The following is a 13864-nucleotide window of genomic DNA, read 5'->3' as shown; positions in this document are numbered from 1 at the left end:
GTTACACGGATTTTTCCGCTGGCTCAGATGTTCCAGCGCGGCGCCGTCATCGCCAGGCGTTGGCGCAGTTCACCAATGTTCGCGGCCAGTTGTCGGGTCAGCAACCGGTAACCGTCCAGTGTGCTGTAGACCGGAGTGTCGAGACTGGCGTCCGGCAACTCCAGCGGGCGCTGCAGGCGCTGCGTGGCGCCGGACTTCAAGGCCCGGGCCATGCCGATCAGTTGCACGCGGATCACCCGGTGCTCGGCCCGCAGTGCCGATTGCAGGTGCGCCATGGCGTCGGGGTCGTTCGCATCCGGGCGGGTGTTGCCGAGGATTTCCAGCGTGCTGACGCACATGCGCAGGTTGCGTTGAATCGCGTCCAGTTCGGTCATGGAAATTTTCACTTCCTTGGACACCGAAGGCATCAGCGAGCGCAGTTGCACCATCACCGCGGTCACCCTGCCCATCAGCTTCAGGTGTTCATCGGCGCTGACCGGTTGGCCGCTGATGATTCGCCCGTACAACGTGGCGCAGTCGCGCAGGGCATCGGCCAGGTTGTAGCGCCACGAATACACCGCGTACAGCGGCAGGGCGAAGGAAAAGGCGAGGGCCAGGGCGATGCCGATCAGGATGTCGACCCCGCGCCACAAGCCGTCGGTGATCGGGTTGTCGCCATGACCGGCAACGATTAAGACGGTAATCGCCGAGAGCAGGGCGGTGTATCCGCCTTTGCCGATCGCGTGATAGGAGAAGAATCCGCAGACCACCGCCATGGCAAAGTAGGTCAGCCATGGCAGGCCCAGCCATGCCTGTTGCGCCACCAGCACCAGTCCGACGCCGGCACCGATCAGGGTGCCGGTGGCGCGTTCGGCGGCTTTTTTGCCGATGTTGCCGTGATGCTGCAAGCCGCCGATCACCACCAGCATGGTCACCGACGCCCACTCGCCGTGGGGCAGGTTGATGCCGGTGGTCAGCAGGATGGTCGCCAGCAGCCCCAACGCGACCCGTACCGCGTGGATCAGCCGGGCATGCCGGTAGCGGCGGTACGGGTCCAGCAACGGACGCAGGATTCGCCGCAGCAGCGGTGGCAGTCGGTGGGTGCTGAATGTACTCAGTGCAAAGTCCTCGTCAGAAGATGTAGTCGGTGGTCAGGAAGCTCGAATCGCGGCCGCGAATGATTTCGCTGATCAGCTCCTTGTTGCTGTCCTGGAACTTGGTTGCCACCAGTGTGCGGATCGAAAACACCCGTAGTGCATCGTGTACCGACAGCGTGCCCTCGGCGGAGTTCTTGCGCCCGTTGAACGGGTAGGTGTCCGGGCCGCGCTGGCACTGGGCGTTGAGGTTGATCCGCCCGACCTGGTTGGCGAAGGTATCGACCAGTCGGCCGATCGCCACCGGGTTGGTACCGAACAGGCTCAGTTGCTGACCGAAGTCCGATTCCAGCACGTAATCGATCACGGTATCGAGGTGGCGGTACGGCACGATCGGCACCACCGGGCCGAATTGTTCTTCGTTGTACACGCGCATCTGCGGCGTCACCGGGTATAGCACGGCGGGGTAGAAGAACGACTCTCGACTCTCGCCACCATTGGGGTTGACCACTTGCGCGCCCTTGCTCTGCGCGTCAGCCACCAGCCCGTGCAGGTAGTCGACCTTGCCCGACTCCGGCAGCGGCGTCAGTGCCACGCCGCTGTCCCACGGCATGCCTGGCTTGAGCGTGGCGAGTTTGGCGTTGAATTTTTCGATGAAGGCGTCGACCACATCCTCATGCACAAACAGGATCTTCAGCGCGGTGCAGCGCTGGCCGTTGAACGACAGCGAACCGGTGACCGCTTCGCTGACGGCGTTGTCCAGATCGACTTCCGGCAGGACGATACCCGGGTTCTTCGCATCCAGACCCAGCGCGGCGCGCAAACGGTGTGGTTTCGGGTGCAGTTTCTTCAGGTCGCTGGCGGCCTTGTTGGTGCCGATGAAGGCGAAAATATCGATCTTGCCGCTGGCCATCAGCGCGCTGACAGTCTCGCGGCCGCTGCCGTAGATCACGTTGATCACGCCGGTGGGGAAGCTGTCGCGGAACGCTTCAAGCAGCGGGCGGATCAGCAGCACGCCGAGTTTGGCCGGTTTGAACACCACGGTGTTTCCCATGATCAGCGCCGGGATCAGCGTGGTGAAGGTTTCGTTCAGCGGATAGTTGTAAGGGCCCATGCACAGCGCGACACCGAGCGGCACGCGACGAATCTGGCCGAGGGTGTCCTGTTCCAGTTCGAACCGGCTGGAGCGGCGGTCGAGTTCTTTCAGCGCGTTGATGGTGTCGACGATGTAGTCGCAGGTGCGGTCGAACTCTTTTTCCGAGTCCTTGAGGTTCTTGCCGATCTCCCACATCAGCAATTTGACCACGGCTTCGCGCTGCTGACGCATACGGCCGAGGAACGCTTCGACGTGCTGAATGCGTTCGGCCACGCGCATGGTCGGCCACAGGCCCTGACCGCGATCGTACGCGCGTACGGCGGCATCAAGGGCGGTGAGGGCGGTGTCGGCATCCAGCAGCGGGGTGCTGCCGAGAATCACTTGTTCATCGCCATTCTCGCCGTGCAGGTACACCGGGCTGCGTACCGTGGCCAGCGGGCCGTCCCAGCGCCGCAGTTCGCCATCGACGAGGTATTCGCGTTGCTCGACCTGAGCGTCGAGGCGGTATTTTTCCGGGATGTCGCTGACAGAAGGGAACAGGTTGCCAAGGATGTTTGCTGTGGTCATGTCGCTACCCCCTATTGATGTCCGTATGCAGATCCAAAAGTCAGTACAGGTTATACGCCTGAATACGCGGGAATTTAAACCCGCGAATGTCACGCGAATGTCACGCCAAGTCCCGGAGTAGAGCCGCAATGCTCACACCAGTCCCTGTAGGAGCTGCCGCAGGCTGCGATCTTTTGACTTTGCTTTTGAAGATCAAGATCAAAAGATCGCAGCCTGCGGCAGCTCCTACAGAGGGCATCGGTGTGGCCCCGGATGGCCCCCTCGTTGTCCCGCAATGCCCTCAACCCGCTGCCGTGCCTGCCTTAAGGTGTGATCACAACAAAAAGCGCTACCCAGGCGAGGATCGTTATGCGGGCAATCCCACTCACTTTAATGCTGGCGCTGTCCGTTGCACTGTGCGGCTGCGGTGAAAAAGCCGCACCGCCGGCGACCACCCACAACGCCACGCCCTCCGACCCGGCACTGGCGCAGATCTACGCCAACAGCTGCCAGCTGTGCCATGCCAACCCGGCTGCCAACGCGCCGCTGACCGGCGACCGCAAGGCCTGGGAACCACGCCTGCGGCAGGGCGCCGACACCCTGCTTGATCACGCCATCAACGGCTACAACGGCATGCCGCCGATGGGCCAGTGCGTCGAGTGTTCGGAAGAACAATTCCTGCAACTGATCGGCTTCATGGCCAATCAGCCCCTCCCACAATAAGGGCGCGCGCATGAGCATGGATCTGACACGCCGTCAGTTGTTGCAACGGGCAAGTATCGTCGGCGCGTTCAGCGCGCTGGCTTCCAATCCGGCGCTGGGCCAGTTGATGCGCGCGCCACGGCTGATTCCCTGGCGCAACTGGTCGGGCGGGCAGAGTTGCCTGCCGGCGGCGCGGGTAGCGCCAAAGAATCTGGATGAATTGATCGCAGTCATCCAACAGGCACCGGGCAAGATTCGTCCGGTCGGCTCGGCGCATTCCTTCAGTGCGCTGGTGCCCACCGACGGCACGTTGCTGTCGCTGAGCTACTTCAACGGTCTGCTCGATCACGACCCGAAAACCCTGCAAGCCGAATTCGCCGCCGGCACGCCGATGTCGCGTATGGGCAAGCCGCTCAAGGACATCGGCCAGGCCCTGCAGAACATGGCCGACATCGATTACCAGACCCTCGCCGGCGCCATTTCCACCTCGACTCACGGCACCGGCAAAACCTTTCAGTCTTACTCGGCCCATGTCTGCGGGATGCAACTGGTGACCGCCAGTGGCGAGGTATTGGACTGCGACAGCCAGCGTCATCCGGACGTATTCAATGCCGCCCGGGTATCCCTCGGCGCGTTGGGTGTTGCCACTAAAATCCGCTTGCAAAACCGTCCGGCGTATCGTCTGCGGGAAACCCAGTGGATCGCCAGGACCGAAGAGTTGCTCGAAGACCTCGACAAGAACACCCGCGACAACCAGCACTGGGAAATGCTCGTGGTCACCCATTCCGACTACGCCTTGTCCATCGCCCTCAACGAAACCGGCGACCCGGCCACGCCGCCGATCCCGCCCGAGGAGGAGGGTGGCAACGAGTTCGTGACCCTGATCGAGAAGATCGACAAGTACGGCAGTGATTTCCCCGGCCTGCGCACCTCGTTGCTCAACAGTTTGCGGCATCTGGCGAGTTTCGATGATCGGGTCGGCGACTCGTTCGACATCTACGCCAACGTGCGCACCGTGCGCTTCAACGAGATGGAGTACTCGGTGCCCGCCGAATACGGCCCGGCCTGCCTGCGCGAAATCCTCAAGCTGATTCAGGACAAGGACCTGCGCACCTGGTTTCCCATCGAGTACCGCTACGTCAAGGCCGACGACATTGCGCTGAGCATGTTCGAGGGCCGCGACAGCTGTTCGATCTCGGTGCACCAGCATTACCAGATGGACCATCACAACTTCTTCGCCGCCATCGAACCGATTTTCTGGAAGTACAACGGTCGCCCGCACTGGGGCAAATTGCACACGCTCAATGCGCGCACCCTGCAACCGCTGTACCCGCGCTGGCGCGAGTTTGTCGACGTACGCCAGGCACTGGACCCCAGCGGACGTTTTCTCAACGCGCATCTGTCGTCAATTCTGGGGGTGAGCTGATGGCGGTCAATCGACGCAGTTTCATGCTGGGCACCGTGGGCGTTGGCGCCTTTTTGCTGGGAGTCGGTGCCTGGTTACGACCGGGCGATCATGGCGGCCCGTACAGCGAGTATTTCCGCGCCCTGAATAAAGAGTTGAAAGACAACGGACCAATGCGTCCGGTGCTTTTGATCGATCTGGATCGCCTCGACCACAACATCGACGTGGTCATGCAGTCGGTGCGACGCGGCGGCAAGCAATTGCGATTGGTGGAAAAGTCGCTGCCGTCACCGGGGCTGTTGAGCTACATCGCGCAACGGGCCGGAACGCAAAAGCTCATGTCGTTTCACCAGCCGTTCCTTAATCACGATGCCGTCATGTTTCCCCAGTCCGATATCCTGCTCGGCAAGCCGCTGCCGGTGCGTTCGGCACAGCTGTTCTATCAAACCCACAAAGGCCCGTTCGACCCGGCGAAGCAGCTGCAATGGCTGATCGACAATCCCGAACGTCTGCAGCAGTACCTGGCGCTGGCGCAGGGATTGGGCACACGGATGCGGATCAACATCGAGCTGGATGTCGGCCTGCATCGCGGCGGGGTCGGTGATGTGAGTGTGCTGAGGCAGATGCTCGCGCTGATCAGCGCCAACCCGCAGCACCTGGTGTTCGCCGGGTTTATGGGTTACGACCCGTTTGTGGGCATGGGCGTGCCGGGGATACTTGGCTCACCGGAAGAACTGTTCGCCAAGGTGATGCTGATTTATCAGCGTTGCGTGGATTTCACTCGCCAGCAATTTCCGGCGTTGTGGAACGAAAGCCTGTGTCTGAACACCGCCGGCAGCCCGAGTTACCGCATCCACGAAAACGAGACACTGAGCACCGAAGTGTCGGTGGGCACGGCGATGCTCAAACCGACGCATTACGACCTGCCATCGCTGGTTGACCACGTGCCGGCGACCTACATCGCCACCCCGGTGCTGAAGAGTACCGGTGCGGTGAACATCCCGGCGCTGGATGACAGGTCGAAGCTGTTGTCGTGGTGGGATGTCAATCAGCGCCAGACCTTTTTCATTTACGGCGGCAACTGGATGACCGAGTTCGAATCGCCCGCCGGCTTGCAGAGTAATGGGGTGTATGGGCGTAGTTCGAATCAGGAAATGGTCAACGGTTCTGACGCCGTGGGCCTGACTGTCGAGGATCAAGTGTTCCTGCGTCCGACCCAGACTGAAGCCGTCCTCCTGCAATTCGGTGATCTGCTGGCGGTGCGTGGCGGCAAGATTGTCGATACCTGGCCGGCGTACACCTAAGGCCAGATCGCACAACATGTGACCAATATCCGGCGCCGTCTACTGTCAGGTTTTACAGTAGACGGCGCATTTCTGTTGCGCGCAATAATTGGCCCTCGCGTCGTCGTTGAAGGGACAAGTATTACTTTCAGGCGTTATTGATAAGCCCTCTATAGATAGGTGATGCAAATGGCGACTACCGGTAAATTCGAATTCGATACCAGCGAATTTGGGAGCTTTGAAGCCAGTGAGCTTGATCTCAGCGAGGTCGGCAATTTTTTTCAAGTGAAAGTAGGCAAACCTACTGGTGCCAAATTTCACACTTCGTTATCAATGAATATCGAGAAGTTTGAGGGAACAAAAACCTTCGAAGATGCGCAATTGCCCGTAATTAAATTTATCTCAAGGGAGGAAAATTACATGTTTAGGTATACCGTGAAGTCTGGTTCCCTGACGGCCACCATCTCGGCAGAGGCGGTGAAAATCACTGGAACATTCGACCTTATAATGACTGCCGATCCCGACAGTGAATCGAGAGGACCTGAAGAAATCGTACTCTACGAGGGTGACTTTGAACTTGAAAACTGACGTTCTGCGTCATCCAAAAAACATGGCAGTGAACCTGGCTTCCATGTTTTTTTTGCCGGTTCGTTTTCCTCCGAGTCATTAATGAAGCTTTCATGACAAAAGTTCGGTAGCACATAGCCAGTCCGGTCATGCCTATGTAACGCGCTTGAGGGGCCCAACGGGGCGCTTTTCACAAGCCGAGGCGGGACGCCGGGAGTGAGGCAATGGGGACTATGGAACGCTACTCGAAAGTGGGCATGCAGGAACTCGATCAGCGGCTGTCGAAGATCGTCGAAGCGGCGCGCAAGAAGCCGGTGTCGGTGTATCGCTACGGTGCGCCGTGGGTCTGGATCGTGTCGCAGGATGACTGGCAGGGCGCCTTGAAAGAGGTCTCCAGCTACATTCCGCCAGGCCATTCGCTGGTGTTGCTGCGCCCGCAGATCGACGACTTGTTTGCGGCCCACCAAGACCTGCTGCATGACCTCAATGCCGAGCCCGGCATGCTGATTCCCGCGCAAACGGTCATGCACATCCTGCTCCTGCAACTGCTGTATTCGGTGCCCAGCGAGCAGCAATTGTATGAGCAGCTCAATTACAACCTGCTGTTTCGCTGGTTCGTCGGTCTTGGCCTGAACCAGAAAGTCTGGAGCTTCAACGTCCTCAGTCGCGACATCGCCACGCTGCTCAACGAGCCGCGTGCGGTGCTGCTCATTCAAAAAATCATTGGCGAAGTGTTCTGCGGTGCCTTGCTGCAAATGCCCGAGTTCTCCTTGAACTTCGCGCTGCTGCACACCTGGCTCGGCAAGCACAGCGGTGCCTCGACAGTCAGCAACTGACGCAATTCACAAGGCGCGCGACAGCGCCAACAGGTCATCGCGAATTCAGGGGGTAGTGTGGATCAGATTTTCACGTCACGGCTGGCGCTGTGGGGCTGGCTGCTGGTGACGGTCGGCGCGCAACCGGCATTCGCCGAAGAGGCTGCCGAAAATGCCGCGCCGCAGCGTCTGGTGGACGTCAACGAATACTTCGTGCGCGGCAACACCGTGCTCGACGCGCGGGCGATCGAAGAGGCGGTGTACCCGTTTCTCGGCCCGCAGAAAGCCATGACTGACATCGAAGGCGCCCGCGATGCCCTGCAAAAGGCTTATCAGGAGCGTGGCTATCAATCGGTGTTCGTCGAGTTGCCGGAGCAAGCAGTGGCTGACGGTATCGTCTACCTGCAAGTCAGCGAAACCAAGGTCGGCCGGGTGCGGGTGGTCGGCGCCAAACACTATTCGCCGCTGGACATCCGCGACAACGTCCCGGCGCTGAAAGAGGGCGAAGTGCCGGACTTCGCCAAGGTCCAGGGTGAACTGGCGCAGCTCAATAAAACCCCGGGGCGCCAGGTCATGCCGCTGGTGCGCGAAGGTCAACGCCCGGGGACCATGGACGTCGACTTGCAGGTCGAAGACCAGAACCCGTGGAGCGCCAGCGTCGGCCTCAACAACGACTACAGCGCCGACACCGAAAAGCTCCGCGCCGTGACCAGCCTTGGCTACAACAACCTCTGGCAGCTTGGCCACAGCATCAACCTGACGTACTTCACCGCGCCGCAGGACACCGACAACGCCAAGGTCTGGTCGGCGTCCTACAGCGCGCCGCTGACCGAGCGCTGGAGCGTGCAGTTCTCCGGTTACCAGTCCGACAGCAATGTCGCGACCATCGGCGGCAGCAACGTGTTGGGCAAGGGCCATTCCTATGGCGTGTCGGCGATCTACACGTTGCCGTCCAGCGGCAACTGGTCGAACTCGCTGTCGGCCGGCATCGACTTCAAGGATTTCGACGAGCGCCTGACCCTGTCCGGCGAGAGCGACAAGGTGCCGTTGAAATACGCGCCGTTCACCTTCGCCTACAACGGCTTCCGTTACACCGAAAAGAGTCAGCTCGGCCTCGGTTTGAGCCTGGTGGCGGCCACCCGCAGCATCTTCGGCTACGGCAGTTCCGACGAAGACTTCGACTACAAACGCTACCGCGCCAACCCGAGTTTCGCGGTGGTCAAGGGCGACAGCACCTTCACCTGGACCTTCGACAACGATTGGCAAAGCGCGAGCAAAGGCGCGTTCCAATTGGCGTCGGGGCCACTGGTCTCCAACGAACAATTCTCCGCCGGCGGCGCCACTTCGGTGCGCGGCTATCTGGCCGCTGAACGCACCGGGGATGACGGCGTGCTGCTCAGTCAGGAACTGCGCACGCCGTCGCTGGCGAAATACGCCGGCAACTGGATGCAGGAATGGCGCTTCTACGCCTTTGCCGAAGGCGCGCAACTGTACCTGCGCGACGAGTTACCGGACCAGGACGCCAGTTACGCCTTGGCCAGCGTCGGCCTCGGTACCCGCGCCAGCCTCAGCAAATGGCTGTCCGGCAGCCTCGACTGGGGCTACCCGCTACTCGAAGGGCCGAACACCTCGAAGCAGGCATCGCGCCTGCACTTCAACCTTCAAGCCACGTTCTAAAGGAGCACGTTCATGCAGCGCCTCATTCTTTCGTTGTTGATCTGCCTGGGCTTCGTGCTCCCGGCCACGGCGCAGGCCTGGTGGCAGGACGACTGGCATTACCGCAAACAGATCGCCGTCGACACCACGCCGCAGGGCGCCGGGATCAATCAGGCCCTCGGTCGCACCGCGCTGCTGGTGCGCCTGCACACTGGCAATTTCACCTTCGACGGGGTCAAGGAAGACGGCGCGGACCTGCGCTTCGTCGCCGCCGATGACAAGACCGTGCTCAATCACCAGATCGAAAGCTTCGACGCGCTGATGGGCATGGCGCTGATCTGGGTCGATGTGCCGAATGTCGAGGGCGGCCAGCGTCAGGACATCTGGATGTATTACGGCAACCAGAAGGCCCCGGCCACTGGCAACGGCCAGCTGACCTTCGATCCGAATTACACCGCGCTGTATCACTTCGACGGCGCCACCGGCACTCCGGCCAAAGACACCACCGCCTACGGCAACACCGCACAAAGCGCCACCGGCGCGGCGATTGACGGCGTGGTCGGGCGCGCGTTGCAGTTCAGCGGCCAGCCGTTGTTGCTGCCGGCCAGTCCGTCGTTGCAGCACAGCGCTGGCAGTGCGTTCACCTTCAGTGCCTGGCTGCGGCTGGATCAGGCCAATGGCGAGCAACTGATTCTGGCCCGTCGCGAAGGCGCCAACAGTCTGCTGGTCGGGGTCAATCAAGGCGTGCCGTTTGTGGAGATAGACGGCCAGCGCGCCGTGGCCACTCAGCCGCTGAATCCAGGGCAATGGCAGCATGTCGCGCTGACCGCGGAAGGTTCGAAAGTCAGCCTGTACATCAACGGTCGTGAGGGTGCGACCCTCGCTCAAGCGATGCCGGCGTTCAATTCGGTGATGGCGGTTGGCGGTGATCTGGCCGCTGGCCCGTACCAGCCATTTGTGGGGGCCATCGACGAACTGCGCCTTTCCAAAGTTGCCCGCCCGGCGCCGTTGCTGCTGGCCGATGCCACCGCGCAAGGTGCCGAGTCGAAACTGGTGACCTATGGCGTCGACGAAGAACAGTCCGGTTTCGGCTTCGGCAGCCTCGGTTTCCTGCTCAACGCGGTGCCGGTCGACGCCTGGGTGATCATCGCCGTGCTGGTACTGATGATGTTTCAGTCGTGGATCATCATGCTGCGCAAGAACCGCACCCTCAGCCGCGTGAGCAAGGCCAACGAGGATTTCCGCGAGCAGTTCGCCAAGGTCGGTACCCGTCTGGAGATGTTCGCCGACGACGCGCAACTGGCCCAGCGTCTGCAGCACTCGCCGCTGTGGCGTCTGTACTCGGTGGCGGTCAAGGAAATCCGTACTCGCCGCGAGCAGGGCGCCGACACCTCTTCGGTGTCCGCAGCGACCATCGAAGCCATTCGCTGCTCGATGGACGGCGTACGTACCCGCGAGAACCAGGCGCTCAGTTCGAAACTCTCGACCCTGTCCAACGCCATTGCTGGCGGCCCGTACATCGGCCTGCTCGGCACCGTGCTGGGGATCATGGTGGTGTTCCTCGGCACCGCCATGGCCGGCGACGTCAACATCAACGCCATCGCGCCGGGCATGGCGGCGGCGTTGCTCGCCACGGCGATGGGCCTGTTTGTCGCGATCCCGGCGCTGTTTGGCTACAACCGCCTGATCACCCGTAACAAGGAAGTCAGCGCCGACATGCGCGTGTTCGTCGACGAGTTCATTACCCGTCTGGCGGAGATGCACGGTGAAGGTCAGTCCAGTGAAGCGGCGCATCAGCGCGGCCATCACGCCAACCACTCCGTACCGGCCTGAGGAGCATTGCCATGGCGTCCGTAAATGCCTCCCACGACGATGACGAAGATGCAGCGGTGGACAGCATCAACATCACGCCACTGGTGGACGTGCTGATGGTGGTGCTGGTGATGTTCATCCTCACTGCCACCGCGCAGGTCTCCGGGATCCAGATCAACCTGCCCAAGGCCAGTGCCGCGGTGTCGCTGTCGGAGGCCAAGACCAAGGCGATTTCGGTCAATGATGGCGGTCAGGTGTTCCTCGATGCCTACCCGGTGACCCTGCCGGAGTTGGAAGAGCGCCTGCGCATCGAGAAAGCGCAGAACCCGGACTTCCCGGTGATCGTGCGCGGGGACGCCACGGTGCAGTACCAGAAGGTCATTGAAGTGCTGGATCTGCTGCGCCGGCTCGAACTGTCTCAGGTCGGTCTGGTGACCGGCAAACCGACGCAGGGTTGAGTGATGACCGCACAACTTCCGATTGAGCCGCTGCCGGTGAAGCGCTCGCCGTTGCGTTACCTGAAGTGGGGCGCCGGGCTGCTGCTCGGCGCGCTCGCCGCGTGGTTCCTGTGGCAGTGGGCCAATGACATGAGCGGCATCCGCCGTGAAGCGCCGAAGGTGCCGACGATCATTCCGTTGCCGCCACCACCACCGCCACCTCCGGAAAAACCACCGGAGCCGGAAACCCCGGTGGAAGAAAAAGTCGTCGAGCCCGAACCCACGCCCGAGCCGCAAGAGGTCAAGCCCGAGGAAGAGGCGCCGCCATCGCCGGCGGACGATCTGGCCAACCCGATGCAAATCGACGGCGACGCCCAGAGCGGCAATGACGCTTTCAACATCGGCGCCGGCAAGGGCGGCGGTATGGCCGGAGCGGGTGGCGGACGCTTGGGTACCGGCACCTACAGCCAGTTCCTGGCGTTCACCTTCCAGCGTTTGCTGCGCGAGAACCCGGACCTGCGCAACCTTGCGTTTTCGCTGCAGGCCGATGTGTGGCTGAGCAGCGTCGGCGAAATCACCCGGGTCGAGCTGGTCAAGTCCAGCGGCAAGCCCGAGATCGACACTCAGGTGCTGGCCGCATTGCGCAACGCGCCGCATCTGAGCGAACGGCCACCGGCCTCCATCACCTTGCCCGTGCGCCTGTCCCTGCAAGGGCGGCGTCCGGGTTAACCGAATTCATAAAGCTGTATGAAAAGGAGTTGTGTGCAGATGATTTCCAACGTGAATCGATTGTCCCTGGCGGTCGGCATGGTCATCGCGACCCTGGTCGGTCAGGCCGCGGCAGCGCCTGCGCCTTCGGAGAACGCCACGATCAATCTGATCCGCTTGCTGGTCGAGCAGGGCATTCTGAAACAGGACAAGGCCGACGCGCTGATCGCTCAGGCGCAGAACGAAGCGGCGCAGGCCAAACAGGCTGCCACTTCCACCGCCGTAGCGGCCGGACCGGTAGCGGCACCGGGCGATGTGCGCGTGCAATATGTGCCGGCCGCAGTGCGCGACCAGATCCGCGATCAGGTCAAGGCCGAAGTCATGGCCACCGCCAAGCAGGAAAACTGGGCCGCGCCCAATACCTTCCCGGACTGGGCATCGCGCATCAGCTTCGACGGCGACATTCGTCTGCGTGACGAATCGCGCTACTACTCGGGCAGCAACAGCAACGAAATCGTCGACTTCGCCAAACTCAACAACAACGGCCCGTACGACGTGAACCCCAACAGCAGCACCAACCTGCCGCCGTTGCTCAATACCCGCGAAGACCGCACCAACCAATTCCGCCTGCGCGCACGGCTGGGCATGAAAGCGGTGATCTCGCCAGAATGGACCGCCGGCATCCGCATCGGCACCGGCTCGGACAACAACCCGGTGTCGACCACGCAGAACCTCGGCGGCGGCTTCGCCAAGAAAGATATCTGGCTCGATCAGGGTTACCTGAACTGGAAGCCGACCGATGAGCTGACCCTGACCGGCGGGCGTTTCGCCAACCCGTTCATGTCCACCGACATGCTGTACTCCAACGACCTCAACTTCGACGGCGTGGCGGCGATTTTCGATCACAAGCTCAACCGCGACTGGGGTGTGTTCGGCACCGTCGGCGCGTTCCCGGTGGATTACACCAACGACACCAGCACCAGCAATGGCTTCGACAAGGAAGAAAGCGACAACAAGTGGCTGTACGGTGCGCAGCTCGGCGCCAAGTGGGCAATCAACAGCAACAACCGCCTCAAGGGCGCGTTGGCTTACTACCGTTTCGACGACATTCAGGGGCAGCGTTCCAGCCCTTGCGCACCGTGGGCCGGCGCCCCGGGCTGCGACACCGACGGCACTCGGGCGGCGTTCATGCAGAAAGGCAACAGCGTGTTCCTGCTGCGCGACATCACGCCGAACCCGGCCAACCCGACCACCACGCCGCAGCCACAGTTCGTCGGTCTCGCCTCGGAGTTCAACCTGCTCGACCTGAATCTGGTATGGGACGCCGATCTGCCACAAGACTTCAAATTGCGCAGCCAGGGCAACTACATCCACAACCTCGGTTACGACGAAGGCGACATGCGTAAGCGTTCCGAGGGGCAGATCGTCAACAACCTCAACAGCAACGGCGAGATCGAAAGCGGCGCCAATGCGTGGATGGTCCAGTTCACCCTCGGCAACGCGCTGGACCTGAAGAAGCAGGGCGACTGGAACCTGTTCGCCGGCTACAAGTACATCCAGCCGGACGCCTTGCCTGATGGCTTCAACGACTCGTCGTTCCACCTCGGCGGCACCAACGCCAAGGGCTATATCCTCGGCGGCAACTACGGCCTGGCGAAGAACGTCTACGCCACCGGCCGCTGGATGAGCACCGAAGCCGTGTACGGTGCGCCGTTCGACATCGACGTCTTGCAGCTTGAGATCAATACGCGCTTCTAAGGCGCC

Annotated in this window: 12 protein-coding genes; 10 read left to right on the top strand and 2 right to left on the bottom strand. The window is 61.5% G+C overall.

Annotation, left to right across the window (positions count from 1 at the left end; genetic code table 11):
• Nucleotides 1–23 precede the first annotated feature (23 nt).
• Complete coding sequence (locus HXW87_RS18620; protein WP_239779171.1) at nucleotides 24–1064, bottom strand: FUSC family protein; 1041 nt, start codon at nucleotides 1062–1064, stop codon at nucleotides 24–26.
• A gap of 46 nt (nucleotides 1065–1110) precedes the next feature.
• Entirely contained in the window at nucleotides 1111–2736 is a 1626-nt protein-coding gene (locus HXW87_RS18615; protein WP_182400965.1) for an NADP-dependent glyceraldehyde-3-phosphate dehydrogenase, read from the bottom strand.
• A gap of 348 nt (nucleotides 2737–3084) precedes the next feature.
• Between HXW87_RS18615 and HXW87_RS18610 the strand changes: the two genes are divergently transcribed.
• From HXW87_RS18610 to HXW87_RS18565, 10 genes are all read left to right on the top strand, one after another.
• Nucleotides 3085–3438, top strand: coding sequence for a c-type cytochrome (locus tag HXW87_RS18610; RefSeq protein WP_239777308.1), 354 nt, complete (start codon nucleotides 3085–3087; stop codon nucleotides 3436–3438).
• A 76-nt stretch (nucleotides 3439–3514) separates the two neighbouring features.
• The gene (locus tag HXW87_RS18605; RefSeq protein WP_182400975.1) at nucleotides 3515–4843 is read left to right on the top strand and encodes a D-arabinono-1,4-lactone oxidase; all 1329 of its coding nucleotides are present in this window, start codon (nucleotides 3515–3517) and stop codon (nucleotides 4841–4843) included.
• 23 nt (nucleotides 4844–4866) lie between these two features.
• Entirely contained in the window at nucleotides 4867–6126 is a 1260-nt protein-coding gene (locus tag HXW87_RS18600; RefSeq protein WP_239779170.1) for a DSD1 family PLP-dependent enzyme, read from the top strand.
• 168 nt (nucleotides 6127–6294) lie between these two features.
• Nucleotides 6295–6693: a hypothetical protein gene (locus HXW87_RS18595; protein WP_182400969.1), complete on the top strand. Its 399-nt coding sequence runs from the start codon at nucleotides 6295–6297 to the stop codon at nucleotides 6691–6693.
• 203 nt (nucleotides 6694–6896) lie between these two features.
• Nucleotides 6897–7508: a transposase gene (locus tag HXW87_RS18590; protein WP_080963271.1), complete on the top strand. Its 612-nt coding sequence runs from the start codon at nucleotides 6897–6899 to the stop codon at nucleotides 7506–7508.
• Nucleotides 7509–7565: 57 nt separating this feature from the next.
• Nucleotides 7566–9164: a ShlB/FhaC/HecB family hemolysin secretion/activation protein gene (locus HXW87_RS18585; protein WP_239777306.1), complete on the top strand. Its 1599-nt coding sequence runs from the start codon at nucleotides 7566–7568 to the stop codon at nucleotides 9162–9164.
• A 12-nt stretch (nucleotides 9165–9176) separates the two neighbouring features.
• Nucleotides 9177–10976: a MotA/TolQ/ExbB proton channel family protein gene (locus tag HXW87_RS18580; RefSeq protein WP_239777305.1), complete on the top strand. Its 1800-nt coding sequence runs from the start codon at nucleotides 9177–9179 to the stop codon at nucleotides 10974–10976.
• Nucleotides 10977–10987: 11 nt separating this feature from the next.
• Nucleotides 10988–11413, top strand: coding sequence for a biopolymer transporter ExbD (locus HXW87_RS18575; protein WP_007955109.1), 426 nt, complete (start codon nucleotides 10988–10990; stop codon nucleotides 11411–11413).
• A 3-nt stretch (nucleotides 11414–11416) separates the two neighbouring features.
• Nucleotides 11417–12121 (top strand): energy transducer TonB, encoded by a 705-nt coding sequence (locus tag HXW87_RS18570; protein WP_086791030.1) that lies wholly within the window; start codon nucleotides 11417–11419, stop codon nucleotides 12119–12121.
• Between the two features lie 39 nt (nucleotides 12122–12160).
• Complete coding sequence (locus HXW87_RS18565) at nucleotides 12161–13858, top strand: putative porin (protein WP_239777303.1); 1698 nt, start codon at nucleotides 12161–12163, stop codon at nucleotides 13856–13858.
• Nucleotides 13859–13864: the final 6 nt, after the last annotated feature.

Origin of the sequence: Pseudomonas sp. Y5-11 (genome assembly GCF_022368695.1) — a bacterium.
GTDB classification, from domain to species: domain Bacteria; phylum Pseudomonadota; class Gammaproteobacteria; order Pseudomonadales; family Pseudomonadaceae; genus Aquipseudomonas; species Aquipseudomonas parakoreensis.
This window is presented reverse-complemented; position numbering and strand designations above follow the sequence as displayed.